The sequence below is a fragment of the Aureimonas sp. AU22 genome, assembly GCF_001463745.1.
Classification (GTDB): Bacteria; Pseudomonadota; Alphaproteobacteria; order Rhizobiales; family Rhizobiaceae; genus Aureimonas.
Genome location: NZ_BBWJ01000016.1, coordinates 16,946 through 37,843, shown reverse-complemented (window position 1 = coordinate 37,843; position 20,898 = coordinate 16,946). Strand labels below are relative to the sequence as shown.

Here is a 20,898-nt window from a genome sequence, read left to right as displayed (position 1 = left end):
CGGCGGTGGCGAGCCCGATGCCCGCCGTTCCACCCGTGATCACAACCGTTCTCGTCATGGCCGATCTTCATCCCCTGTCGCGCTGCGCGCCTATCATCCCCGGCAGAAGCCCCCGGAGGCCCGATGGTTGCCGAGGTGGGCTATCGCGCCGCAGCGCTGTTTGCTTATGAAGGCGGGAGATGACCGCAGGGAGCCGAGTTATGGCCTTCAAGACGCCGCACGAGACCGCCGCCGAGGCGAAGATCGCCAAGGCCGGCTGGAAGCGCGACAAGAAGACCGGCCTGTGGAAGTGCTTCCGCGACCCCGAGCGCGGCAAGACCTTTTCCGGCACTGCGGTCGAACTGGCCCGCATCCTCGACGACAAAGCGGCCGCCAAGGGCTGATCAGGCGAAGACCGGGTCCGGCCTTCCGGGGTGCTCCGCCAGGATCTCGTCGAGACCCGGCTGCCGCCAATCCGCTCCCCTCGATGGCCACGCCGGCTTGCGGTCCTTGTCGATCACGGCTGCGCGAACGCCCTCGTAGAAGTCTTCGACGTCAAGGCACGCACAGGCGGCGCGGAACTCGCGCGACAGGCATTCTTCGAGCGTCCGGCTGCCGCTTCCGGCCTTCAGAAGCGCGTTCGTCAGCGCGAGCGACCAAGGCGAGCGCCCGCGCATCGTGGCGAGCGTCCGCGCCGCGAACGCGCCGTGGACGGGATCGTCCGCCATGGCCGCCAAGGTTTCCTCGATCGCAGCGAGTTCCGCATGCGCGAAGGCGTCCTCGATCGCGGTCCCGTACTGGCCGAGAAGCGGTGCGTTGAGGTCGTCGGCATGATCGGCGACGATGCGATCGACGGCGGCGTGGTCGGCTCCGGGACGAAGCGCGAGCAGCGCGCCCCGCAGGGCCGGCATCCGGTTCGAGGGCACGCAGCGGTCGAAAAGGCCCGCAGCGAGAGCGTCGCCGGCCTCCACAGCTTCGCCGGTCAGGGCGAGATAGCGACCGAACGCGCCGGCAAGGCGCGGCAGGACGAAGGTGGCGCCGACATCCGGCAGGAAGCCGATCCCGACCTCCGGCATGGCGAAGCGCACGCGCTCGCTCGCCACGCGATGCCGCAGATGCATGACGAGCCCGGCGCCGCCGCCCATGACGATGCCGTCGGCCAAGGCCACAACGGGCTTCGCCGACCGCGAAAGCTGCGACAGGAGCTCGTACTCTTCCCGCCAGAAGGCCTCTGCGATCCCGTCGCGCGCTCGTCCGCTGGCGATCACGGCGCGAATGTCCCCGCCGGCGCAGAAGGCGCGATCGCCGGTGGCCTCGAGGATCAGCAGCGCGACGTCGGGATCGCGCAGGAAGCCGTCGAGGGCGGCGCGCATCGCGCGCACCATGTCAAGATCCAGCGCGTTGAGCGCCTTCGGACGGCTCAGCCGAATGACCCCTGCCCCGCCCTCGCGGGTTGGGACGATCGTGCCCGGGTCTTCGCTCATGTCGCGGTTCCTCCCAACAGGCTGCCAGCCTGACCGCAAATCCACCCCCTGTCACGGCAAACGAGACGCGGAAAATGCAACCGGCGCGCCGGTCGCGCGTAATCCCACCAACGCAGACTTGAACGGGACGCAAAGCATGAGCACCACGCTGGACGAGGACCGGGTTCGCCAGAAGGCGCAAGAGATCTGGGAGTCGGAAGGACGCCCGGAAGGCCGCGCCGAGTCGCACTGGCTTCAGGCGCGCGAGATTGTCGCCCTCAAGGACAGTTACGGAGCGACCCTCACCCCTGTCGACGAAACGCTGGAGGACAAGCCGGAGCCGGCCGTCGCCTTCGAGAACCAGGGCGAGTTCCCCGAACTCACCGACATCGGTGAAGGCGCACGGGGCCCGAGCTGGCAGGCGGCGCGCGAGACGACCGGCGCCAACGACGACGATGCCGATCCCGACAACACCGTTCCCTCTCAGGGCACGCGCGCCTGAACGGCGCGAAGGAGCACTCCGACATGGCCAAGGACTTTCCCGAGCAGCGCAACCCCAACGATCGGCAGCGCAGTGAATTTGCAGAAACGTCGGAGCTGAACGAGGCGGACCGCGCGCTTCTCGAAAGCGCCACCGCCGAGGCGACCCGCGACGCTGCCGACCGCCGTGCCGACACGCCGGCCGACGACGATGCGACGCAAATCGACCTGCGTGCCGAGCCGCGAAGCGAGATCACGGCGCCGATGCCCGGTACCGGCTACGACGAAACCGAGGATGGCTTGGCGGATCAGGACGAAGCCGTTCGCCAGCAGGCCGAGGACAGGGTGACCGGCAGCCCGGCCGAACTCGACTTCAAGGCCTGACAGACGGCACGCCCGGCGAACTCCGGTTCGCCGGGCGTGGTCTATCCGTCGCTGCGCTCCCCCTTCGCCACGATGCGCAGCGCCTCGTCCGGCAACGGTCGCTGCAGGATCTTAGCCTCCGCCCATGGTGCTTCCAGCCAGAGATCCATCTCGTCCGTCTCGGTCAGGATCACCGGCATGGCCTTCGGATGGGTCGGAGCGACGACGGCGTTGGCGCTCGTGGTCAGGAAGCCAAAGGCGTCCACCGTCACTTCGCCCTCAGCCTTGCGCCGCGTGCTGGTCCATTCCGTCCAGATGCCCGCGAATGCAAGCGGTGGACGCTCCTTGGAGGCGGCGAACCAGACGGGCACCTTCTTGCCGTCCGCTGTGGTCTCGTATTCGCAAAAGGCGTTGAAGGGCACGAGGCAACGATGGGCGGGAGACAGCCAGCGCCGCCAATGGGGACTCGCCGTGTTGCGGATATTGGTGACGCCGGGATCGGTGCTTCGCCCCTTCAGCGCGAACTGCGGCGAGGGCATGCCCCAGCGAGCCAGCGTCAGTTCCCGCTCTCCGTCCGCCACTCGCACGATCGGCGCCGCCTGGTCGGGAAAGACGGACGGCATGGGGGCGAGGTTTCCGAGACGATCGCGCGTCGCCTTGGCGAAGGCGCGCATCGCCGACTGTGTCGTGGTGATGGAATACAGGTTGCAGATCGCAGCCTCCCTTACGAATAGAGCCTTGCCAGCCGCAAACCCCTGTGCTGCTACGGGCAACAACTAGCCCGCGACCGCTCCGGGACCAGCACTCCCCCTGAGGCCCGCGCTGACCTCAAAGCTCGATCGGTTTTGCATGCACCAGGACGGGTTGCCTCCTCTTCGCCGCCGGCTCGCCTTCGCCACCATCGCCATGGCGCTCTTCGTCGCCGTTCTCGACGGAACGGTGGCCAACGTCGCCCTGCCGCCCATCACGCAGGACCTCGGCGTCTCGCCCGTGGAGGCGATCTGGGTGGTGAACGGCTATCAGCTTGCCGTCACGGTTCTGCTGCTGCCGCTGGCCCGCCTTGGCGAAATCCTCGGCTATCGCCGCGTTTACCTCACTGGTCTTGCGGTCTTCACGCTCGCCTCGCTGGTGTGCGCGCTGTCGAGTTCGCTCGACATGCTGATCGCCGCCCGCGTCCTCCAGGGCATGGGTGCGGCGGGGATCATGAGCGTCAACATCGCGCTTGTCCGGTTCATCTTTCCCGCGTCCCGGCTGGGGCGCGCGGTCGGGCGGGTCGCGATCGTGGTCGGCGTGTCGTCGGCCGCCGGCCCGACGATCGCCGGCGCGATCCTTTCGGTCACGTCCTGGCAGGCGCTCTTCCTGATCAACGTGCCGGTGGGCCTGCTGGCGCTCCTGGCGGGATCGCGCACCTTGCCCGACACGCCGAAGTCGGACCGTCCCTTCCACATCAGGAGCGCGCTTCTCAGCGCGGCGACGTTCGGCATGGTGATCTCCGGCGTCAACGGCATCGGCCATTCGGAAGGGCTGGCGGCCTCGCTCGGGCTTCTGGCGGCCGGGCTCGTCGTCGGCGTGTTCTTCGTGCGCATGCAACTTCGAATGGAGGAGCCCATCCTGCCGGTCGACCTCCTGCGGCGTCCGATCTTCGCGCTGTCCGCCACGACGTCGGTCTGCTCCTTCGGCGCGCAGGGCATCGCCTTCGTCTCCCTCCCGTTCCTGCTGCACGACCAGCTCGCACGCTCGGCGGCCGAGACCGGACTGTTGCTCACGCCATGGCCGATCGCCACGGCGATCGCGGCTGCCGTGTCCGGAAGGCTCGCCGATCGCTTCGATCCCGGCCGTCTCAGCGCGATCGGACTTGCCCTGTTTTCCGCAGGACTCCTCGCGCTGGTGTTTCTTCCCGCTTCCCCAAGCGATGCGGATCTCGTCTGGCGCCTAGCGTTGGCCGGCTTCGGCTTCGGCCTGTTCCAGACCCCGAACAACAAGATCCTGATCACCAGTGCCCCGCGCGAACGGAGCGGTGGCGCGAGCGGCATTCAGTCCACGGCTCGGCTCGTCGGCCAATCGCTCGGTGTCGCGCTCGTCGCGGTGATGCTGGGCCTCGTCTCCGAGCAGCCGCTGAGAGCAGCCCTGATGCTGGCGGCAGCGCTCGCGGCGGCTGGCATCGTTCCCAGCCTCCTGCGCCGCTACGAGCCCCAGCGAGCCCCCGCGCCTGCGAGCGCAGCGCAGGCCGAGGACATGGCGGCGGGGGGCTGACGTCCTGACCCGCGAGGCGAAGACGCATCGCGGATCGACGATCGGCCGGTCCGAAGAACCGGAGCCGTTGGCAATTCCTTATCGGCTGCGATGGCAGAGCTAGTGGCCTCGGGACCGCTGGAGGCCGCCATGAACATCGCGATCGTCGGCTGCGGCTTCGTCGCCGACTACTACATGACGACCCTGCCCAATCATCCCGAGCTGAAGCTCGTCGGCGTCCACGATCGCGACAGCGGCGCTGCGAAGCGGTTCGCGGCCTTTCACGGCGCACGCATCTTCGACACGTTGGATGCGCTCCTGGCCGACCCGTCGGTGGACCTCGTCCTGAACCTCACCAACCCGTCGAGCCACTACGCCGTCTCGCTGGCGTGCCTCGAGGCCGGTCGGCACGTCTACTCCGAAAAGCCGCTGGCGATGGAGATCGGCGAGGCCGAGCATCTGGTGACCCTGGCGCGCGAAAAGGGCTTGCAAGTCGCCAGCGCCCCCTCCTCCGTCCTCGGCGAGGCCGCGCAGACCACGCGCCGGGCGATCGAGGACGGGACGGTCGGCGAGGTCCGTCTCGCCTATGCGGAGATGGAGGACTCGATGGTCTTCCGCGAGAACTACCGTTCCTGGCGCAGCCTGTCCGGCGCGCCGTGGCCGGCGGAAGATGAATTCGCCGTCGGCTGCACTTTGGAGCACGCGGGCTACTATCTCACCTGGCTCTGCGAGTTCTTCGGCCCGGTGGAGGAGATGACCGCCTTCTCCGCCAAGCTCTTTCCCGACAAGGGTACGAGCCAGACGGCGGCGGAGATCGCCAACGACTTTTCCGTCGCCTGCCTGCGCTTTCGCAGCGGCGCCGTCGCGCGCCTCACATGCGGTCTCGCCGCGCCGAGCGACCGGTCGCTGCATATCGTCGGCACCAAGGGCGTCCTGTCGGTGACGGACGGCTGGAACGCACGGTCGCCGATCTACCTGCGCGATCCCGCCGGCCACTGGCGCCCGCGAGCCGGCATCCTCGGCAAGGTCCTGCGCCGACTGGAGCGAGGACGCCCGCTGAAGCACTGGTTCGGGCGCAAGCTACCCGTGCCGCGCAGCGGCGCGACCGTGCCGGACACCTCGTCGCGCATGGATTTCATGCGGGGCCCCGCGCAAATGGCGGAGGCGATCCGCGCCAGTGCACGCCCCCCGCTCGCAGACGCCTTCGCGCTGCACGTCACCGAACTCTCGATCGTCGCCCAGAGCGCCGAGCGCTATCCGATGCCCTACCGGCCACGCTCGACCTTCTGACCGCCGCGCGATGGCCGGGACTTGCGCGGGCCCGCGTTGCGGCTAGGTTCCTGCGGAGCGTCGGCGGCCAGCCCGTCCTTCATGGAACGTCATGCACAGCACGTCACGCCCTATCGCCATTCTCGCCAGCGATGCGCCGGAAGCCGCCGAGGCGGCCGATCGCCTTTCGGAGTTCTACCGAACCGTGGAGCCGGAGGACGCAGACGTCATCGTCGCGCTCGGCGGGGACGGGTTCATGCTTCACGTCCTCCACCGCTTCATGGACACGGGCAAGCCGATCTACGGCATGAACAAAGGCACGGTCGGCTTCCTGATGAACGAGTACCGGGAGGACGACCTGTCCGGCCGGCTCGAGCGGGCCACCGAGACGGTGATCCATCCGCTGGAAATGACGGCGGTCGACGGCGACGGCCTGGCGCATTCGGCTCTGGCGATCAACGAAGTCGCGCTGTTCCGCCAGTCCTATCAGGCGGCGCGGCTGAAGATCAGCATCGACGGCAAGACGCGGCTCGAGGAACTCGTCTGCGACGGCGTTCTCGTGGCCACTCCCACGGGCTCCACGGCCTACAACCTCTCGGCCCAGGGCCCGATCCTGCCGATCAGTGCGCCCCTTCTGGCGCTGACGCCGGTGAGCGCCTTCCGCCCCCGGCGCTGGCGCGGCGCGCTCCTGTCACGCCATCAGATCGTGGATGTCGAGGTGCTGGAGGCGCAGAAGCGGCCCGTCAACGCAGTGGCCGACCATCGCGAGGTGAAGTCGGTCCAGTCGATCCGCATTCGCGAATCGGCCGAGTTGCGCAGCCTGATCCTGTTCGATGCCGAGCATTCCTGGGACGAGCGGATCCTGGCGGAGCAGTTCCGCTACTAGCGTCACGCCGCGAGGTAGCGTTCGGCGCGCCGGCGCGCCTTGCCTTCCTGGACCTCGCAGGACATGCGATGTAGGAGGCGACCGAGATCGTCCGACTGCGCGCCACCGGCGTCCTTGCGGAACGCGACGGTCACGCGGTCCATGACGGTGGATGCGACGTCGGCAGGGTCGAACCGGTCGTCGCCTGCCATGTCCTTCCAGACCCGTACGGCAGACAGGAGCAGCGGCACCACGGTTTTCGGCAGGCCGGCGGCCGCTGCGAGCGCCACGAAGGCCGGCTCGCGGGCATCGGCCACGATGGCGCGCACGCGCGTGTCCGGCAGCCCCGACAGTCGCGACAGGGACGCGGCGAAAAGGTCGACACGACCCATGCACACGGCCCGAACCAGGACCGCGGCGTTGAGCTGGCTCGCGCCGCGGAGCTGCTCCACGAAGGCCGAGATCTCGTCCGCCTTGATCGTGTCGATCAGCGAGGCCGTCGCCTGCTCGTTGAGTTCCTCGCGAAGACGCGCGGCGCGCGGCAGCCCGACGACGTTGGTCACCAGCGGCGAAGCGCACAGAGCGCTGCCGAGATGGGACAGAAGCGCGTGACGCAGACCCGTCGGCAGATCGTCGCGCTGGAGAAGCGCGAAGCGGAGTTCACCGGCGTCCGCCGCCACCTCGACGAGGCGCGCCATCGCGGCGCCTTCGAGCGTCGCCGTGCGGTTCCGAGCAAGTTCGAGGCAGGCCGTCGGCTCGCCCGCCGCCACGATCTCGGCCGCAACAGTGGCCGAAAGGTCGGCGCGACGCGCAACCCCGACGCAGAGCCCGAGGCGGCCGGTGCGGACCAACTCGCACAGGTCCTCGACCGTCAGCATGGGCGAGAGAAGAACCAGGGGCAGTGCCACGTCGTCCACGTCCTGGGCCAGGATGCGCACGAGCTGGCGCGAAACGTTGGCGGCTTCCGCGATGCCCTCCGCGATGGCCCGACGCACGCGGGGCGACGGGTCTTCCGCGGCGATGACGAGCGCAGCTTCCGCCTCGCGAAGGTCGCTCGGCAGGAACTTGCGATGGATCACGGCGTCGGCCAGCATCTCGACGGCGGCGCAACGCTCGTTGGCCGTCGCAGTCTCGCACCAGAAGACGAATTGCTGTGCCAGCATGAACCCACGATCCGCAACAAACCCGATGCGGACCACGATGACGTTCAAAGCTTTAAGAAACCGTTCACCACATAACCCAACGCTTGCTTAACCCTGCGGAAGCCCCCCCGCTCACCTCGGCCGGCGCATCTCGAACGCCTCGTCCGTGGATGCGAAGTCGAGATAGCCGAGACGCGACAGCGGCCGCGCGAGGTCGAGCGCGATCCGGCCGTCGCGAAGGATGCGCTCGTCGATGTGGATACCGACGACCTCGCCGATCACCATCACCGTCTCACCTTCCGCGCCGTCGAGGCCTACGGGCCGGAACCACTGTGTCAGTCGGCACTCCAGGGCTGCGGGCGCTTGCGCGACCCGCGGCGCTGCGATGAGGCGACATGGCGCTTCCGTCAGTCCGGTGAGCGCGAACTCGCTCGCACCCATCGGAGCGGGCGCGGACGAGAGGTTCACCGCCTCGGCGAGGTCGCGCGTCGCCAGATTCACCGCGAACTCGCCGGTCTCGATGGCGATGCTCGCCGAGTGCTTCATGCCGGACGACGCGAACATCACCAGCTTCGGACGATCCGACAGGGCATTGAAGAAGCTGTAGGGCGCAAGATTCGTCGTGCCGTCTTTGGCGCGCGTCGAGATCCATCCGATCGGACGCGGGGCGACGATCGCCTTGAACGGGTCGTGGGGAAGGCCGTGATCGTTGGTCGCGGTCTCGTAGAACATCACGATCCCACCGGCATCGGCGCGTCGGAGACCACCACCGAAAGCTCGGGGCGCGGGCGATCGCTCGGCACCTCGGAGGGCGTGCCGATATAGACGAATCCGACGACCTTCTCGCCCTCACCGATTCCCATGAGGCCTTTGGCCTCCTCGTCGTAGGCCACCCATTCCGTGATCCAGTTGGCGGCAAAACCGTGGGCGTGGGCGGCGTGGATCAGGTTCATGGTCGCCGCGCCGGCCGACAGAACCTGCTCCCATTCCGGAATCTTGAAATGCGGCCGAGCCGTGGAGACGATGCCGACGACCAGCGGCGCGCGCGTGAAACGGGCTTCCTCGTAGGCTCGACGCGCCTCGCTCAAGGGGCCCTCCCGGCGTTCGGCAAGATCCGCCATCGCCCGTCCGAGAGCCGGTGCCGCGGGCCCGCGAAACAGGATGAATCGCCATGGAGCGAGCTTGCCGTGGTCGGGCACCCGCGACGCGGCGGTCAGGATGTCGCGCAACGCGTCCTCGGACGGGCCCGGCGCCCGCAGGGCGGGAATGGAAACCGAGCGGCGCGTGGCCAGAAGTGTCTTGGCGTCGATCATCGGGCAGTCCTCGTGCGATCCAGGCGCCGTGCTAGCCGAACTCGGCCCGTGGGCCAACCGGCGCGATGCCGCGCCGCGCACGAACGCCTTGAAATGGACCACGAGATGGCATTGATGGACCCTTCCGGCGACAGGCCAGGGAGGATGAAGGTTGATCAAGCGCGCGTCCGGCATCGCCTTGTCCGTGGGAACCCTCCTTCTCTCGCTGGCCGTGGCCCTGGCGCAGGATGCACCTCCGGGGCCTGGCGGCGGACCGGACCAGCCCGGCGCTTACGCCTCGCCGTCGGCCATTCCCCGGGACCTGCGAAGCCAGGACATCGGCGTCGCGCCCTCGGTCGGCTTGCGCAAGCTCGAGCCGATCGCCCTCCCCGAGCGTCACGAGTTCGATTTGGAGCCGGAGCTGAACCTGCCGAGTCTGCCGGCCTTCGCGCCGCAGCCCGCCCCCCAGCTCGACATCGTCCGCCCGAACAAGAGCCTGCGGCTGAAGGCGACGCTCGGCAAGGGCGGGCCGGAAATCCCGTCCGATCTCGTGTGGCGCCTGTTCGCGCCGCTGGCGGGACCGGACGGCAAGCTTCCCGTGGTCGCCATGGCCAAGGGCGCGCAGGCGACCTTCGACGTTCCGGCCGGCAACTATCTGCTGCATGTGGGCTTCGGGCGCGCAGGCATGACCAAGCGCATCGACTTCTCGGGCGAGGAAACGCAGGAAACCGTGGCGCTGGACGCCGGAGGTCTGCGGCTGCACGCAGGCATCCTCAACGGGCGCACGCTTCCGGCCGGGAAGATCAGCTTCGACGTCTATGCCGGCGGGGCGGACGGACGGGACCGGCGGTTGCTCGCGACCGATGTGAATGCGGAAAGCGTCCTGCGGCTTAATGCCGGGGATTATCACGTCATCTCGCGCTACGGCTCAGTGAACGCCATCGCGCGCGCCGACATCCGCGTCGAAGCCGGCAAGATCACCGACGCCACGCTGCACCACCGGGCGGCGGAAGTGACGATGAAGCTGGTGCGCGAGAAGGGTGGCGAGGCGCTCGCCGACACCGCTTGGTCGGTGGCGTCGGACCAGGGCGACATCATACGCGAGAGCGTCGGCGCGTTCGCTTCGATGGTGCTGACGGAAGGCGACTACGTGCTGGTCGCCCGCAACAAGGACCGGATCTTCCAGCGGCAGATCGCCGTGCGACCGGGCGAGAACGAGGAGGTCGAAGTGCTGACCAGCGACCTCGTCGATCCCAACAGCCCGGACGTGGGCACCGGCGACTGACGAGGCGCAGCCGCCGGAGCTCGTCCCGTCAGGCGGCGAGCGCGCGCGGACGAAGGTCGGGCGCGACCGCCTCGTCCCGCAGGAGCGTCAGCGCATCGACGAGGCTCATGGCTTCCTGGTCTCGCGAGCCGAGACGGCGCAGGTTCACCGAACGCTCCTCCGCCTCGCGCTTGCCGCACACAAGAATCACCGGGACCTTGGCGAGCGAGTGCTCACGAACCTTGTAGTTGATCTTCTCGTTGCGCACGTCGATCTCCACGCGCATCCCGGCCGCCTTCAACTCCTCCGCCACCTGGCGCGCGTAGTCGTCGGCCTCGGAGGTGATCGTCGCGACCACGACCTGCGTCGGCGCCAGCCAGAGCGGGAAATGCCCGGCGAAGTTCTCGATCAGGATGCCGAGGAAGCGTTCCAGCGAGCCGCAGATGGCGCGGTGGATCATCACCGGCGGCACCTTGTCGGAGTTACTGTCGATATAGAACGCGCCGAACCGCTCGGGCAGGTTGAAGTCCACCTGCGTCGTGCCGCACTGCCATTCGCGGCCGATGGCGTCCTTCAGCGTGTACTCGAACTTCGGCCCGTAGAAGGCGCCCTCGCCCTCGTTGATACCGGTCTTGATGCGCCCGCCCGACTGCGCCTCGATGGTCTTCAGCACGTCTCGCATGACGCTTTCGGCACGGTCCCACATCGCGTCGGTGCCGACGCGCTTTTCGGGACGCGTCGAGAGCTTGACCACGATCTCCTCGAAGCCGAAGTCGCGATAGACCGAGAGGATCAGGTCGTTGATCTTCAGGCACTCGGCTTCCATCTGCTCGTCGGTGCAGAAGATGTGCGCGTCGTCCTGCGTAAAGCCGCGCACGCGCATCAACCCATGCATGGCGCCCGACGGCTCGTAGCGATGGACCGTGCCGAACTCGGCATAGCGGATCGGCAGTTCGCGATAGGACTTCAGGCCGTGCTTGAAGATCATCACGTGGCCGGGGCAGTTCATGGGCTTCAGCGCGAAGACGCGCTTGTCCTCGGCCTCGTCGCCGGCCGACTGCACCTGGAACATGTTCTCGCGGTACCAGCCCCAGTGGCCCGACGTTTCCCAGAGCGACTTGTCGAGCACCTGCGGCGCGTTCACCTCGGCGTAGTCGCCTTTCAGGCGGCGGCGCATGTAGGCGACAAGGTTCTGGAACAGCGACCAGCCCTTCGGGTGCCAGAACACGACGCCCGGCCCCTCCTCCTGGAAATGGAAGAGGTCCATCTCGCGGCCGAGCCGGCGATGGTCGCGCTTCTCGGCCTCCTCCAGCATGTGGAGGTAGGATTTCAGCTGCTCCGGCGTCGCCCAGGCCGTGCCGTAGATGCGCGTCAGCATCGGGTTGTTCGAATCGCCGCGCCAGTAGGCGCCCGCAACCTTCATCAGCTTGAACGCCTCACCGATCTGGCCCGTGGAGGCCATGTGCGGGCCGCGGCAAAGGTCGAACCACTCGCCCTGGCGGTAGATCTTGAGGTCCTGGCCTTCCGGGATCGCGTCGACCAGCTGGACCTTGTAGGTCTCGCCCCGCTCGCCGAACACGCGGCGGGCCTCCTCGCGCGACCAGACCTCCTTGGTGAAGGGTGCGTTGCGGCGGATGATTTCCGCCATCTTCTTCTCGATCACCGGCAGGTCGTCGGGCGTGAAGGGCGTCTCCTTGGCGAAGTCGTAGTAGAAGCCGTTCTCGATCACGGGGCCGATCGTCACCTGCGTTCCCGGCCAGAGCTCCTGCACCGCCTCGGCGAGCACATGCGCCGTGTCGTGGCGGATGAGTTCGAGCGCGCGCTCGTCGTCGCGCATCAGGATCTCGAGGCGCCCGGAGCGGCCGACCGGATCCGACAGGTCGCGGACCTCGCCGTCGAGCGCATAGGCGATCGCCTTCTTGGCGAGCGACTTCGAGATGCCAGCGGCGATCTCCGCGCCGGTGGCCGAAGGATCGTAGGAACGGACGGACTGGTCGGGGAAGGTCAGGTCGATCATGGCGTTGTCCTTGCGTGCTCACCCCCGCCAACGATTGCGGGAAAGCTGGATCGATGGGGCGACGGGCCCCTTGCGAAGGCGCGACTTCTACCACCGCTTCCGGACAGCGCAAGCTTGGGTAACGGCGCCAGGTCAGCGTCCGGCAGGCTTCTCCCGGTCCGGCACGGGGTCGAGGCCGCCCGATCCGAACGGGCCGCAACGCCCGACACGCCCGGCGGCCAGCCAGCCGCCGCGCCAGAGACCGTGGCGCGCGATCGCCTCGTAGGCGTATTCCGAGCAGGTCGGGATATGGCGGCAGTGTCCGCCGACCAGCGGCGAGAAGGTCAGCTGGTAGAGGCGCACGAAGCCGGTGCCGAGCAGCCGCCCCGGCGTGCGACGCCAGGGTCCGGCGTAGTTCCGGTTCAGGTGTTTGTGGGAATGGCCGCTCAAGCGGCGATGCCGTCCTGCGCCTGCGCCTTGGCCAGCGCCTCCACCACGGCTTCGAAGGTCAGCATGGTCGAGGCGTGGCGCGCCTTGTGCTCGCGCACCGGCTCTAGATAGCGCAGGTCGGCGAAGCGACCCTCGGGGGGCGAGCCGTTCGCCTTCAGCATCCGTTCCATGGTATCGCGCAACGTCCGCAGCTCATCCGGCGTCGCGCCGACGATGTGGCGCGCCATGACGGACGACGACGCCTGGCCGAGAGCGCACGCGCGCACCTCGTGGGCGAAGTCCGAAACGACGCCGTCCGCGAGCCGCAGATCCACGATCACCGTCGAACCGCAGAGCTTGGAATGAGCCTTGGCCGAACCGTCAGGGTGTTCGAGGCGTCCGATCCGGGGAATGTTGCCGGCCAGGTCGAGAATTCTGTCGTTGTAGAGATCGTCGATCATGGCGTGTTCCGTGGACGCTGCGTCGTGGAACGACGGTGCTGTGAACCGCCGTGCGTCGTGTCTATATAGGAGCCGCAGCGGAACGCCGAAAGGCGTCCGGACGCTTCGGCCGCCGTCCGTCGGGTTGACGGAAGTGGTATACTATAACATCAACGAGCCTTCGGATCGAAGCGAGGCATTCGCCGCGATCCCATCGGCGCAGTCGCCTCGGCTCAGGGTTCATCATGGACGCCACGATCAGAAAGCTTGCCCCGGCCGCCTCGTCCGAACCGGTCAGCCGCCCGTCGCGCGAGGAGGCCGAAGCCGCCGTTGGAACGCTCCTGCGCTGGATCGGCGAAGACCCGAACCGCGAGGGCCTCATCGACACGCCGCGACGCGTGGTGAAGGCCTACGAGGAGCTCTACGGCGGTTACGGCCAGCAGCCCGCCGAGGTTCTGACGCGCACCTTCGAGGAGGTCGCAGGCTACCAGGAGATGGTTCTTCTGCGCGACATTCCGTTCACCTCGCACTGCGAGCACCATATGGTGCCGATCATCGGGAAGGCGCATGTGGCCTACGTGCCGGATGGCCGAGTGCTGGGCCTGTCGAAGATCCCGCGCGTCGTCGAGATCTTCGCGCGCCGCCTGCAGACGCAGGAGAAGCTCACCGAGCAGATCGCCGCCGTCATCGACGGCGCGCTGACGCCGAAGGGCGTCGCAGTCATGCTGGAGGCCGAGCACATGTGCATGTCGATGCGCGGCATCCGCACGCACGGCTCCACCACCGTCACCAGTTCGTTCTACGGATCGTTCCGGGACGATCGTGACGAGCAGACCCGCTTTCTCGCCATGGTCGGCGGGCGTTGAGCGGGGACGCTTCCCGCTTCCCCCTGCCCGGCCGGAAGGCCGAGCTCGAGGAGGGCACGGTCCTGACGCCCCGCTTCGATGCGGCCGGATTGATCACGGCCGTCGTCACCGACGTCGAGAGCGGCGGCCTTCTCATGGTGGCGCACATGAATGCCGAGGCGCTGGATCTCACCCTGCGCACCGGCATCGCCCATTACTGGAGCCGTTCTCGCGGCAAGCTCTGGAAGAAGGGCGAGACGTCGGGCGCGCTCCAGGACGTCCGGGAGGTGCGGGTGGACTGCGATCAGGACGCCATCTGGTTGAAGGTTTCGGTCGCCAAACCCGAGGACACCTGCCACACGGGCCGGGAGACGTGCTTCTATCGCCGTGTCTCGCTCGGTTCCGATGGCGGGCGGCTGACGTTCAGATGACACGTTCTGTCGCAGTGCACAACAACTTGTGTCCGCGTTAACGTCGATCATGCATGGTGCGGAAAGCATCCGAGCCCATCCTTCGTTGATGGGACCAGTCCACGGACGCGGGACATGATGCTGGATCGCATATTCAAGCAGGCCGAGCGCGCGCCGGCAGATACGAGAGCCGACGCCGCGGCAACCTCGCGCACGCCGAAGCCACGACGCAAGGGCGTCGCCTTGGCGCTGGGCGGCGGGGCGGCCCGCGGCTGGGCTCATATCGGGGTCCTTCGCGCCCTGGACGAGGCTGACATTCCGGTTTCCATGATCGCGGGGACCTCCATCGGGGCGCTTGTCGGCGGCTGCTACCTTGCCGGGCGCCTGGACGAACTGGAGGCCTTCGCCCGGTCGCTGACGCGGCGCGGATTCATGGGGCTTCTGGATTTCCGTTTCGGCGGCGAAGGGCTGCTCGGCGGCATGCGCCTCAACGCGCGGCTGGTGAACACCTTGAAGGATATCCGGATCGAGGACCTCGACCGGCCCTTCGTCGCCGTCGCCACGGAAGGGCGGAACGGTCACGAGGTGTGGCTGGATTCCGGCTCGCTGGTGTTGGCGATGCGCGCCTCCTACGCGGTGCCGGGCATCTTCCAACCGGTGGAGTGCGGCGGACGGCGGCTGTCGGACGGCGCACTTGTCAATCCTGTGCCGGTGTCGGTCTGCCGGGCCTACGAGCAACCGCTCGTGGTGGCGGTGAACCTGCACTACGACCTGTTCGGTCGCGCAGCCGTCCTGCGCATGCGAGCCGAGGGCAGCGATCCGGCCGGCACGGCGTCGGTCAATGCCGTCGATCCGCTGCTTCGCACGCAGATGGCGACCGGCAACCGGCGCGATCGCATCGGCTTCGCCCGCTCGGTGGTCGACGCCTTCAACATCATCCAGGATCGCATCTCGCGCTCGCGCCTCGCGGGCGATCCGCCGGACCTCTCGGTCCATCCGCGCGTGCGCGACATCGGGCTGTCGGAGTTCTTCCGCGCCAAGGAGTGCATCGCCTTCGGCTACGAGGAGACGATGCGCTCCATGAGCGAGATCCGCAGGCTGCAGGAATGTCTCTACTCGCCTTGAGCCTTGCCGATCAGCCCGCCGCGGCGTGGATGTAGCTGCGCATCTCCTCCGCCTCCTGCTCCGCCGCCTCGATTCGCCGCTTCACGACGTCGCCGATCGACACGATGCCGACGAGCCGACCCTCCGCGCACACGGGCAAGTGGCGGAAGCGACGACGGGTCATCACCTCCATCGCCTCGTCCACCGTGGTCTCCTCCGTCGCCGTCGTGACATCGCGGGTCATGACGTCCGCGATCCGGCCCAATAGCGCATCCGTACCGCCGCCGGCGACGAGGCGCACCACGTCGCGTTCCGAGAGGATGCCCTGGAGGGAGCCGTCCGGTCCGGTGACGACGAGGACGCCGATCCGCCGTTCCGCCAGAACCTGGACGGCCTCGGCGACCGTGGTTTCCGGATCGATGGTCACGACGTCTCTTCCCTTCGTTTCGAGGATACGACGTACGGTCATGATGGCCTCCTTCCACCTTTTTCCCGTGCATCGTGCGACGAAGCCGGCCGCTTCGCAACCGTTCCTCAGAGGTCGACGGCGTGCTGGCGGCGCGGGTCGAATGCGGAGAAGCAGAGGAAGCCGAACAGGAAGCCGCCGACATGCGCCTCCCACGCGACGGCCGCGCCCTCGCCCAGAAGCAGGCCGGCGCCGGAGCCGAGCGCGATGTTGGTGACGAAGAACACGATGATGAAGAACAGGACGGTCCGATCCGACAGGCTGCGGGGGATCGACAGGAGCGGCGCATAGGCGACGTCGCCCCGCCCCATCGAGCCCAGCGCGAACCGCGCGGCGCCGCCCATCAGCGCCGACACCACGCCGGACGCGCCGATCATCGGCTGGATGAGATCCGGGTTCATCACGTAGAACAACGCCGCGCCAGCGATCGCTCCCACGGCGCAGAAGATGAGAAAGCGCGCGACGCCCAACCGCCGCGCGACGGGTGTGCCGAACGCGAGCAACCACACGGCGTTGGTGGCGAAATGCATCCAGTCGCCGTGCAGGAATGCGTGCGTGACGAAAGACGCCCAGGACGCGAACGGCTCGCGCAGCAGGCAGATCTCGTCGGACGAGCCGTAGCAGCCTGCCAGAAACGAGAAGTTCAGAAGCGTCCAGCCGGCCTGCGTGTCGTCGAGCCAGTCAACCCGGATCCAGTGGATCAGCGCGAGAAGCGCCAGCAGTCCGAGCACGATACCCGGAACGTTGAACGCGGGCTGACGCGGCGGCGGCGGCGGTGGGGGCGCCGGATGATCGGGCGGGGAAAGGCGATGATCGAGCGACACAGGCGAACTCCCAATGGAAGGGCCGTTGTATCGCTCGCGGCGACCGGGGCAATGCTCGTCGGCAATGGCACATCCCGGGCGCGTGCCTGCCTGCCAGAGCACCGGTGCCTTATAGTTCCCGATCCCTTTCCTTTGCGTCGCTCCCACAAGGCCTTGTTAAGCCTCGTCGCTTATCAATTGGAAACCTGAGAACCGGGCCGAGACCATGTTGAACATCCAGCCCAAGACGCTTGCCGTGACGGAGGACCGTCGCCACTACAAACGCGTCTCGATCGATCTCCTCGGTCGCTTCATGCTGGAAGATCAACGCGAATATCCGTGCCGCGTCGACAACATGTCCCCCGGCGACGTCGCCGTGGTGACGCCGGTCGAACCGGCCAAAGGCGAACGGGTCATCCTCTATGCCGATCAGGTCGGCCGGCTGGAGGGCACCGTCGCCCGCTGCTTCCCGGGTGGCTTCGCGCTCGTGCTGAACGCCACGGAGAGAAAGCGCGAAAAGCTCGCCGCGCAGCTCATGTGGCTGGCCAACCGCTCCGAGCTCTCGCTTCCCGAGGACCGCCGCCACGAGCGTATCCAGCCGCGCAACCCGGTTATCCGCATGGTGCTCGAGGACGGCCGCTCCTACGAGGTCCGCATCAACGACCTGTCGCTATCCGGCGCCGCGATCGTCTGCGCCGTGCGACCGGCGATCGGCTCGCGCCTGACGCTCGGTACGATGACGGGACGAGTCGTTCGCCAGCTCGAAGACGGCGTCGCCGTCGAGTTTTCCTCGCTCCAGAGCCGCGAATCCCTCCTCGACCAGCTCGGCTGACCAGCGCCGGACGCGGCTGCCGATCACTTCCCTGTGGATAACGGGGACCGTTTCAAACGGCCCGACGGCGCTCTCGCGCTCTCCCGTTAAGGTCTCGCTCATCCTTTCTTAAGGAGTGTGGCGAGCGTGACGAGACCCATCCGGCAGACCTCTCCCCTCGCCGTTAACGCTTCCGACGTCGGCTCGTTAACGCCTCGGCGCGTCGGCCCATCGAGAACGGAGGGCCGCGCCGCCGTGCGTTCACCTTCGTGGAAGCGGTGCACCCATGCTTACCGAAGCATTGCGCAGCGAAGCGATCTCTTAAGCCCAATTCTTCAGACGCTCGCAAGCAAGAGATCTGAACAATTAGAGGATCAGTTTACGAAAATTCATATTCGGCGTTTGGACTTCAGGTAAATCCGGTCTGCGACTGTGCGTGTGTCACCGCTGGAGACCGAAAGTGCAGCTCTCGAACCGCCTTCTCTCACTCGTTACCTTTCTGGCCGTCAGCCTCCTCTGGGCAGGTTCGGCCAATGCCGGGATGACGCTGCGCGGCCCCACGTCCCAGCCAATCGGGCATTTCGAGTTCTGCAAGTCGTATCCGGACACCTGCGGTCCGAATGCGAGCGTCGGCATCGTCAAAATCTCCGACCGCACGTGGCAGTCGATCGTCGAGGTCAACAACTCGGTGAACGAAGGCATCATCCCGCGGACCGACATGGAGATGCACGGCGTCGCCGAGCTCTGGTCCTACCCTTCGATCGAAGGGGACTGCGAGGACTTCGCCCTCCTGAAGCAGTACATGCTGGAGCGCGAGGGTCTGCCGCGCTCGGCGCTCCTGATCACCGTGGTGCGCCAGCCGAACGGCGAAGGCCACGCGGTGCTCACCGTGCGCACCAACCGCGGCGACATCGTTCTCGACAACCTGGACAAGCGCGCCCTGGACTGGACCCTCACGCCCTACAAGTTTCTCAAGCGCCAGTCCGAACAGAACTCCGCAAAGTGGGTAGCGATCGAAGACGGACGCGACATGCTGGTCGGCAGCGTGCGCTGAACCCGCCCCTTCGCTTCGACCCCAACGAAAAAGGCCGGCAATGCGCCGGCCTTTTTCGTTGGGTCTATGATCTTCCGCCGAAGGCGCGCGAGGATCACTCCAGGTCGATGTCGAGCACCGTGATCGTCACGTGGTAGGAGGTTTCCCCCTCGTCCGTGTCCTTGCCGACCGTTCCGATGAAATCCTCGCCCACATAGATCTCGGCGGTGTCCTTCTTGCGCGGCATGGCCTTCACTTGGATGCCGGACGTCTTGAACGTGCGGTTCAGATAGGCTTCGAGCTTGCGGATTTCGTCGGGCTTCACGAGGTCAGTCTCCTTGGGCGCTATAGGACGCGTCGAGGGTTGCAACGGCCGAAACGGCCGAACGGATGCCCCGCGCTCAGTCGGCGCGGGAAAAATTCTGGTCCATGGCGCGCGCAGGCTCGGCGCAGCCGGAACTGCCGACGATGCGCGCCGGCACGCCCGCGACCGTGGAATTGGGCGGCACCTCGGCCAGGACGACGGAGCCCGACGCGATCTTGGAGCAGTCGCCGACCTTGATGTTGCCCAGAACTTTCGCGCCCGCGCCGATGAGGACGCCGTTGCCGATCTTGGGATGCCGATCGCCGAATTCCTTGCCGGTGCCGCCGAGCGTCACGTCCTGCAGGATCGACACGTTGTCGCCGATCACCGCCGTGAATCCCACGACGAGCCCCGTGGCATGGTCCAGGAAGATGCCGCGCCCCATGCGCGAGGCCGGATGAATGTCGGTCTGGAACACGGACGAGGAGCGCGACTGAAGATAGAGCGCGAAGTCCTTGCGCCCTTCGTTCCAGAGCCAGTGGGCCAGGCGATGCGTCTGGATCGCGTGAAAGCCCTTGAAGTAGAGCAAGGGCTCGATGATCCGCTCGCAGGCCGGATCGCGATCGAACACGGCCTGCAGATCGATGCGCAGGACGCCACCCCATTCGGAGCGCGAAGCGCTCATCTCCGCAAAGGCCTGCTCGATATGGCACGCCGGCAGGTCGGCATGATCGAGCCGCTGGCCGATGCGGTGGGCGATGGCGGTTTCTAGCGATCGATGGTTGAGGACGGTGGCATAAAGGAAGCCGCTGAGCGCTGGCTCGCGTTCGCTCGCGGTCTGCGCCTCGTCGCGCATGCGCGTCCAGATCGGATCCACGGCCTGCACGCGGTCCGCTGCGGACTTCATCAAGACGCTCATCGTCACTTGCCTTCTCGCTCGGGTCGCGCGCTTGCGGTCAAACATAAGTACGATGGCGCGCTTCGCCAGCATGTTCGGCCGCGCTCAAAAGGCACTGCGGCCGCGCCTCCGGTCCGCCAGCGTCTACGCGATGTCGACCACTTTGGAAATCCTCGACTCTTTTCAGGCGGCGAAGGCCTGGCGGTGGTGGCCGAGGAAATCGACGGCCGCCGCCTTGAACGTGCGGTCCCCCACCGCGAGCATGTGGTCGCGGTTGGCGATGGCGAAGACGTCGGCGTTCGGCATCAGCGCGGCCAGCGCCTCGGCCGAACCGGCGATGTCGTCGCGCGTGCCGACGCCGATCAGGGTCGGCTGGCGGAGCGAGCCGACCTCGCTCCCGGTCAGTTCACGACGCGACGTCGCGATGCAGGCGGCGAGCGCCAGCCGGTCGCTTCCCGTCCGATCGGCGAAGGCACGGAACATGCGGCCGCGTTCATGCGACACGTCGCCGAGCGAAGGTGCAAGCAGCGCGTCGGCGATAGGATCCCAGTCGCCGACGCCCTCCACCAGCCCGATGCCGAGCCCGCCGAAGACCAGAACGGGGAAGCGTTCGGGATGGTGAAGGCCTGCGAACGCGGAGACACGCGCGCCCATCGAATAGCCGAACAGCGCCGCGCGTTCGATGCCGAGGCCGTCCACCAGCGCCCGGAGGTCGCCGACCATCGCCTCAGGCGTATAGGCGGCCGTGTCGTGCGGCTTGTCGCTGTCGCCATGACCGCGGTGGTCGAAGGCGAGGACGCGGTAGCCGGCGCGTGCCAACGTGTCGACCCAGCCGGGATCGATCCAGTTGACGCGCATGTTGGAGGCGAAACCGTGCACCAGCACGATGGCGGGCGCACCGCGATCCCCTTCGTCGAAATACTGGAGACGTAGGCCGTCATTCTGGAACTCGGGCATATCGGCATCTTTCCGCTCGGGCGAACTCCGCTCCCGATACCCTGAAGACGGGC

Annotated in this window: 25 protein-coding genes; 12 read left to right on the top strand and 13 right to left on the bottom strand. The window is 67.4% G+C overall.

What is annotated here, in order from left to right:
* The first annotated feature begins 200 nt into the window (after positions 1-200).
* Entirely contained in the window at positions 201-383 is a 183-nt protein-coding gene (locus tag AUL34_RS06560) for a hypothetical protein (protein WP_061932437.1), read from the top strand.
* On the opposite strand, the gene AUL34_RS06555 is transcribed toward AUL34_RS06560, so the two are convergent.
* Positions 384-1,463 carry an enoyl-CoA hydratase/isomerase family protein gene (locus AUL34_RS06555; protein WP_061932435.1) on the bottom strand — a complete coding sequence of 360 codons (1,080 nt, stop codon included), beginning with the start codon at positions 1,461-1,463 and terminating at the stop codon, positions 384-386. It lies immediately after the preceding gene.
* 136 nt (positions 1,464-1,599) lie between these two features.
* On the opposite strand from AUL34_RS06555, the gene AUL34_RS06550 reads away from it, so the two are divergent.
* The gene (locus AUL34_RS06550) at positions 1,600-1,944 is read left to right on the top strand and encodes a DUF2934 domain-containing protein (RefSeq protein ID WP_082653197.1); all 345 of its coding nucleotides are present in this window, start codon (positions 1,600-1,602) and stop codon (positions 1,942-1,944) included.
* 23 nt (positions 1,945-1,967) lie between these two features.
* Positions 1,968-2,306 carry a hypothetical protein gene (locus AUL34_RS06545; protein WP_061932432.1) on the top strand — a complete coding sequence of 113 codons (339 nt, stop codon included), beginning with the start codon at positions 1,968-1,970 and terminating at the stop codon, positions 2,304-2,306.
* A gap of 41 nt (positions 2,307-2,347) precedes the next feature.
* Here AUL34_RS06545 and AUL34_RS06540 read toward each other — a convergent pair whose 3' ends face one another.
* Positions 2,348-2,998, bottom strand: coding sequence for an SOS response-associated peptidase (locus tag AUL34_RS06540; RefSeq protein WP_061932453.1), 651 nt, complete (start codon positions 2,996-2,998; stop codon positions 2,348-2,350).
* A 151-nt stretch (positions 2,999-3,149) separates the two neighbouring features.
* On the opposite strand from AUL34_RS06540, the gene AUL34_RS06535 reads away from it, so the two are divergent.
* The 3 genes from AUL34_RS06535 (at position 3,150) to AUL34_RS06525 (ending at position 6,672) form a co-directional block, all read left to right on the top strand.
* A complete protein-coding gene (locus AUL34_RS06535; RefSeq protein ID WP_370539027.1) occupies positions 3,150-4,538 on the top strand; it encodes an MFS transporter in 1,389 nt (462 codons plus the stop codon).
* 129 nt (positions 4,539-4,667) lie between these two features.
* Entirely contained in the window at positions 4,668-5,807 is a 1,140-nt protein-coding gene (locus tag AUL34_RS06530) for a Gfo/Idh/MocA family protein (protein ID WP_082653200.1), read from the top strand.
* Between the two features lie 91 nt (positions 5,808-5,898).
* Complete coding sequence (locus AUL34_RS06525) at positions 5,899-6,672, top strand: NAD kinase (RefSeq protein ID WP_061932426.1); 774 nt, start codon at positions 5,899-5,901, stop codon at positions 6,670-6,672.
* A 2-nt stretch (positions 6,673-6,674) separates the two neighbouring features.
* On the opposite strand, the gene AUL34_RS06520 is transcribed toward AUL34_RS06525, so the two are convergent.
* The 3 genes from AUL34_RS06520 to AUL34_RS06510 form a co-directional block, all read right to left on the bottom strand.
* Complete coding sequence (locus tag AUL34_RS06520) at positions 6,675-7,814, bottom strand: DUF2336 domain-containing protein (protein WP_156420817.1); 1,140 nt, start codon at positions 7,812-7,814, stop codon at positions 6,675-6,677.
* Positions 7,815-7,925: 111 nt separating this feature from the next.
* Entirely contained in the window at positions 7,926-8,525 is a 600-nt protein-coding gene (locus tag AUL34_RS06515) for a flavin reductase family protein (protein WP_061932422.1), read from the bottom strand.
* Positions 8,525-9,106, bottom strand: coding sequence for a nitroreductase (locus AUL34_RS06510; protein ID WP_061932451.1), 582 nt, complete (start codon positions 9,104-9,106; stop codon positions 8,525-8,527). Before AUL34_RS06510 ends, AUL34_RS06515 begins: the two co-directional genes overlap by 1 nt.
* A gap of 151 nt (positions 9,107-9,257) precedes the next feature.
* Between AUL34_RS06510 and AUL34_RS06505 the strand changes: the two genes are divergently transcribed.
* Positions 9,258-10,370, top strand: a complete 1,113-nt coding sequence (locus AUL34_RS06505; RefSeq protein ID WP_244492469.1) for a hypothetical protein — start codon at positions 9,258-9,260, stop codon at positions 10,368-10,370.
* 28 nt (positions 10,371-10,398) lie between these two features.
* Here the strand turns inward: AUL34_RS06505 and thrS are convergent, their stop codons facing one another.
* From thrS to AUL34_RS06490, 3 genes are all read right to left on the bottom strand, one after another.
* Positions 10,399-12,366, bottom strand: a complete 1,968-nt coding sequence (thrS, locus tag AUL34_RS06500) for a threonine--tRNA ligase (protein ID WP_061932420.1) — start codon at positions 12,364-12,366, stop codon at positions 10,399-10,401.
* Between the two features lie 132 nt (positions 12,367-12,498).
* On the bottom strand, positions 12,499-12,795 hold the full coding sequence (gene yidD, locus AUL34_RS06495; RefSeq protein ID WP_082653195.1) for a membrane protein insertion efficiency factor YidD: 297 nt from the start codon (positions 12,793-12,795) through the stop codon (positions 12,499-12,501).
* Complete coding sequence (locus tag AUL34_RS06490) at positions 12,792-13,235, bottom strand: iron-sulfur cluster assembly scaffold protein (RefSeq protein WP_061932418.1); 444 nt, start codon at positions 13,233-13,235, stop codon at positions 12,792-12,794. Before AUL34_RS06490 ends, yidD begins: the two co-directional genes overlap by 4 nt.
* 224 nt (positions 13,236-13,459) lie before the next feature.
* Between AUL34_RS06490 and folE the strand changes: the two genes are divergently transcribed.
* The 3 genes from folE to AUL34_RS06475 all read left to right on the top strand — a co-directional run bounded on the left by folE (position 13,460) and on the right by AUL34_RS06475 (position 15,594).
* Positions 13,460-14,080: a GTP cyclohydrolase I FolE gene (gene folE, locus AUL34_RS06485; RefSeq protein WP_061932416.1), complete on the top strand. Its 621-nt coding sequence runs from the start codon at positions 13,460-13,462 to the stop codon at positions 14,078-14,080.
* On the top strand, positions 14,077-14,490 hold the full coding sequence (gene hisI / locus AUL34_RS06480) for a phosphoribosyl-AMP cyclohydrolase (protein WP_061932414.1): 414 nt from the start codon (positions 14,077-14,079) through the stop codon (positions 14,488-14,490). Before folE ends, hisI begins: the two co-directional genes overlap by 4 nt.
* A gap of 117 nt (positions 14,491-14,607) precedes the next feature.
* Positions 14,608-15,594, top strand: coding sequence for a patatin-like phospholipase family protein (locus AUL34_RS06475; RefSeq protein WP_061932445.1), 987 nt, complete (start codon positions 14,608-14,610; stop codon positions 15,592-15,594).
* A 10-nt stretch (positions 15,595-15,604) separates the two neighbouring features.
* Here the strand turns inward: AUL34_RS06475 and AUL34_RS06470 are convergent, their stop codons facing one another.
* Together AUL34_RS06470 and AUL34_RS06465 are read right to left on the bottom strand one after the other, a co-directional pair.
* Entirely contained in the window at positions 15,605-16,042 is a 438-nt protein-coding gene (locus tag AUL34_RS06470) for a CBS domain-containing protein (protein WP_061932412.1), read from the bottom strand.
* A 65-nt stretch (positions 16,043-16,107) separates the two neighbouring features.
* Positions 16,108-16,770, bottom strand: coding sequence for a rhomboid family intramembrane serine protease (locus AUL34_RS06465; protein WP_244492467.1), 663 nt, complete (start codon positions 16,768-16,770; stop codon positions 16,108-16,110).
* A gap of 298 nt (positions 16,771-17,068) precedes the next feature.
* Between AUL34_RS06465 and AUL34_RS06460 the strand changes: the two genes are divergently transcribed.
* Together AUL34_RS06460 and AUL34_RS06455 are read left to right on the top strand one after the other, a co-directional pair.
* A complete protein-coding gene (locus AUL34_RS06460) occupies positions 17,069-17,674 on the top strand; it encodes a PilZ domain-containing protein (RefSeq protein ID WP_061932410.1) in 606 nt (201 codons plus the stop codon).
* Between the two features lie 439 nt (positions 17,675-18,113).
* Positions 18,114-18,707: a transglutaminase-like cysteine peptidase gene (locus AUL34_RS06455; protein ID WP_244492466.1), complete on the top strand. Its 594-nt coding sequence runs from the start codon at positions 18,114-18,116 to the stop codon at positions 18,705-18,707.
* A gap of 94 nt (positions 18,708-18,801) precedes the next feature.
* Here AUL34_RS06455 and AUL34_RS06450 read toward each other — a convergent pair whose 3' ends face one another.
* The 3 genes from AUL34_RS06450 to AUL34_RS06440 form a co-directional block, all read right to left on the bottom strand.
* Positions 18,802-19,011, bottom strand: coding sequence for a DUF3126 family protein (locus AUL34_RS06450; protein WP_061932408.1), 210 nt, complete (start codon positions 19,009-19,011; stop codon positions 18,802-18,804).
* A gap of 76 nt (positions 19,012-19,087) precedes the next feature.
* Positions 19,088-19,909 (bottom strand): serine O-acetyltransferase, encoded by an 822-nt coding sequence (cysE, locus tag AUL34_RS06445; protein ID WP_061932441.1) that lies wholly within the window; start codon positions 19,907-19,909, stop codon positions 19,088-19,090.
* Between the two features lie 162 nt (positions 19,910-20,071).
* Entirely contained in the window at positions 20,072-20,845 is a 774-nt protein-coding gene (locus tag AUL34_RS06440; protein WP_061932406.1) for an alpha/beta fold hydrolase, read from the bottom strand.
* Positions 20,846-20,898: the final 53 nt, after the last annotated feature.

Excerpts from the sequence above, each read along its gene's own strand:
- AUL34_RS06470 (WP_061932412.1), bottom strand. The coding sequence starts at position 16,042 with ATGACCGTACGTCGTATCCTCGAAACGAAGGGAAGAGACGTCGTGACC.
- AUL34_RS06545 (WP_061932432.1), top strand. The coding sequence starts at position 1,968 with ATGGCCAAGGACTTTCCCGAGCAGCGCAACCCCAACGATCGGCAGCGC.
- thrS (WP_061932420.1), bottom strand. The coding sequence starts at position 12,366 with ATGATCGACCTGACCTTCCCCGACCAGTCCGTCCGTTCCTACGATCCT.
- AUL34_RS06510 (WP_061932451.1), bottom strand. The coding sequence starts at position 9,106 with ATGATCGACGCCAAGACACTTCTGGCCACGCGCCGCTCGGTTTCCATT.
- AUL34_RS06560 (WP_061932437.1), top strand. The coding sequence starts at position 201 with ATGGCCTTCAAGACGCCGCACGAGACCGCCGCCGAGGCGAAGATCGCC.
- AUL34_RS06515 (WP_061932422.1), bottom strand. The coding sequence starts at position 8,525 with ATGTTCTACGAGACCGCGACCAACGATCACGGCCTTCCCCACGACCCG.
- AUL34_RS06475 (WP_061932445.1), top strand. The coding sequence starts at position 14,608 with ATGCTGGATCGCATATTCAAGCAGGCCGAGCGCGCGCCGGCAGATACG.
- AUL34_RS06490 (WP_061932418.1), bottom strand. The coding sequence starts at position 13,235 with ATGATCGACGATCTCTACAACGACAGAATTCTCGACCTGGCCGGCAAC.
- AUL34_RS06530 (WP_082653200.1), top strand. The coding sequence starts at position 4,668 with ATGAACATCGCGATCGTCGGCTGCGGCTTCGTCGCCGACTACTACATG.
- AUL34_RS06520 (WP_156420817.1), bottom strand. The coding sequence starts at position 7,814 with ATGCTGGCACAGCAATTCGTCTTCTGGTGCGAGACTGCGACGGCCAAC.
- AUL34_RS06440 (WP_061932406.1), bottom strand. The coding sequence starts at position 20,845 with ATGCCCGAGTTCCAGAATGACGGCCTACGTCTCCAGTATTTCGACGAA.
- AUL34_RS06555 (WP_061932435.1), bottom strand. The coding sequence starts at position 1,463 with ATGAGCGAAGACCCGGGCACGATCGTCCCAACCCGCGAGGGCGGGGCA.
- folE (WP_061932416.1), top strand. The coding sequence starts at position 13,460 with ATGGACGCCACGATCAGAAAGCTTGCCCCGGCCGCCTCGTCCGAACCG.
- cysE (WP_061932441.1), bottom strand. The coding sequence starts at position 19,909 with ATGAGCGTCTTGATGAAGTCCGCAGCGGACCGCGTGCAGGCCGTGGAT.
- AUL34_RS06525 (WP_061932426.1), top strand. The coding sequence starts at position 5,899 with ATGCACAGCACGTCACGCCCTATCGCCATTCTCGCCAGCGATGCGCCG.
- AUL34_RS06460 (WP_061932410.1), top strand. The coding sequence starts at position 17,069 with ATGTTGAACATCCAGCCCAAGACGCTTGCCGTGACGGAGGACCGTCGC.
- AUL34_RS06550 (WP_082653197.1), top strand. The coding sequence starts at position 1,600 with ATGAGCACCACGCTGGACGAGGACCGGGTTCGCCAGAAGGCGCAAGAG.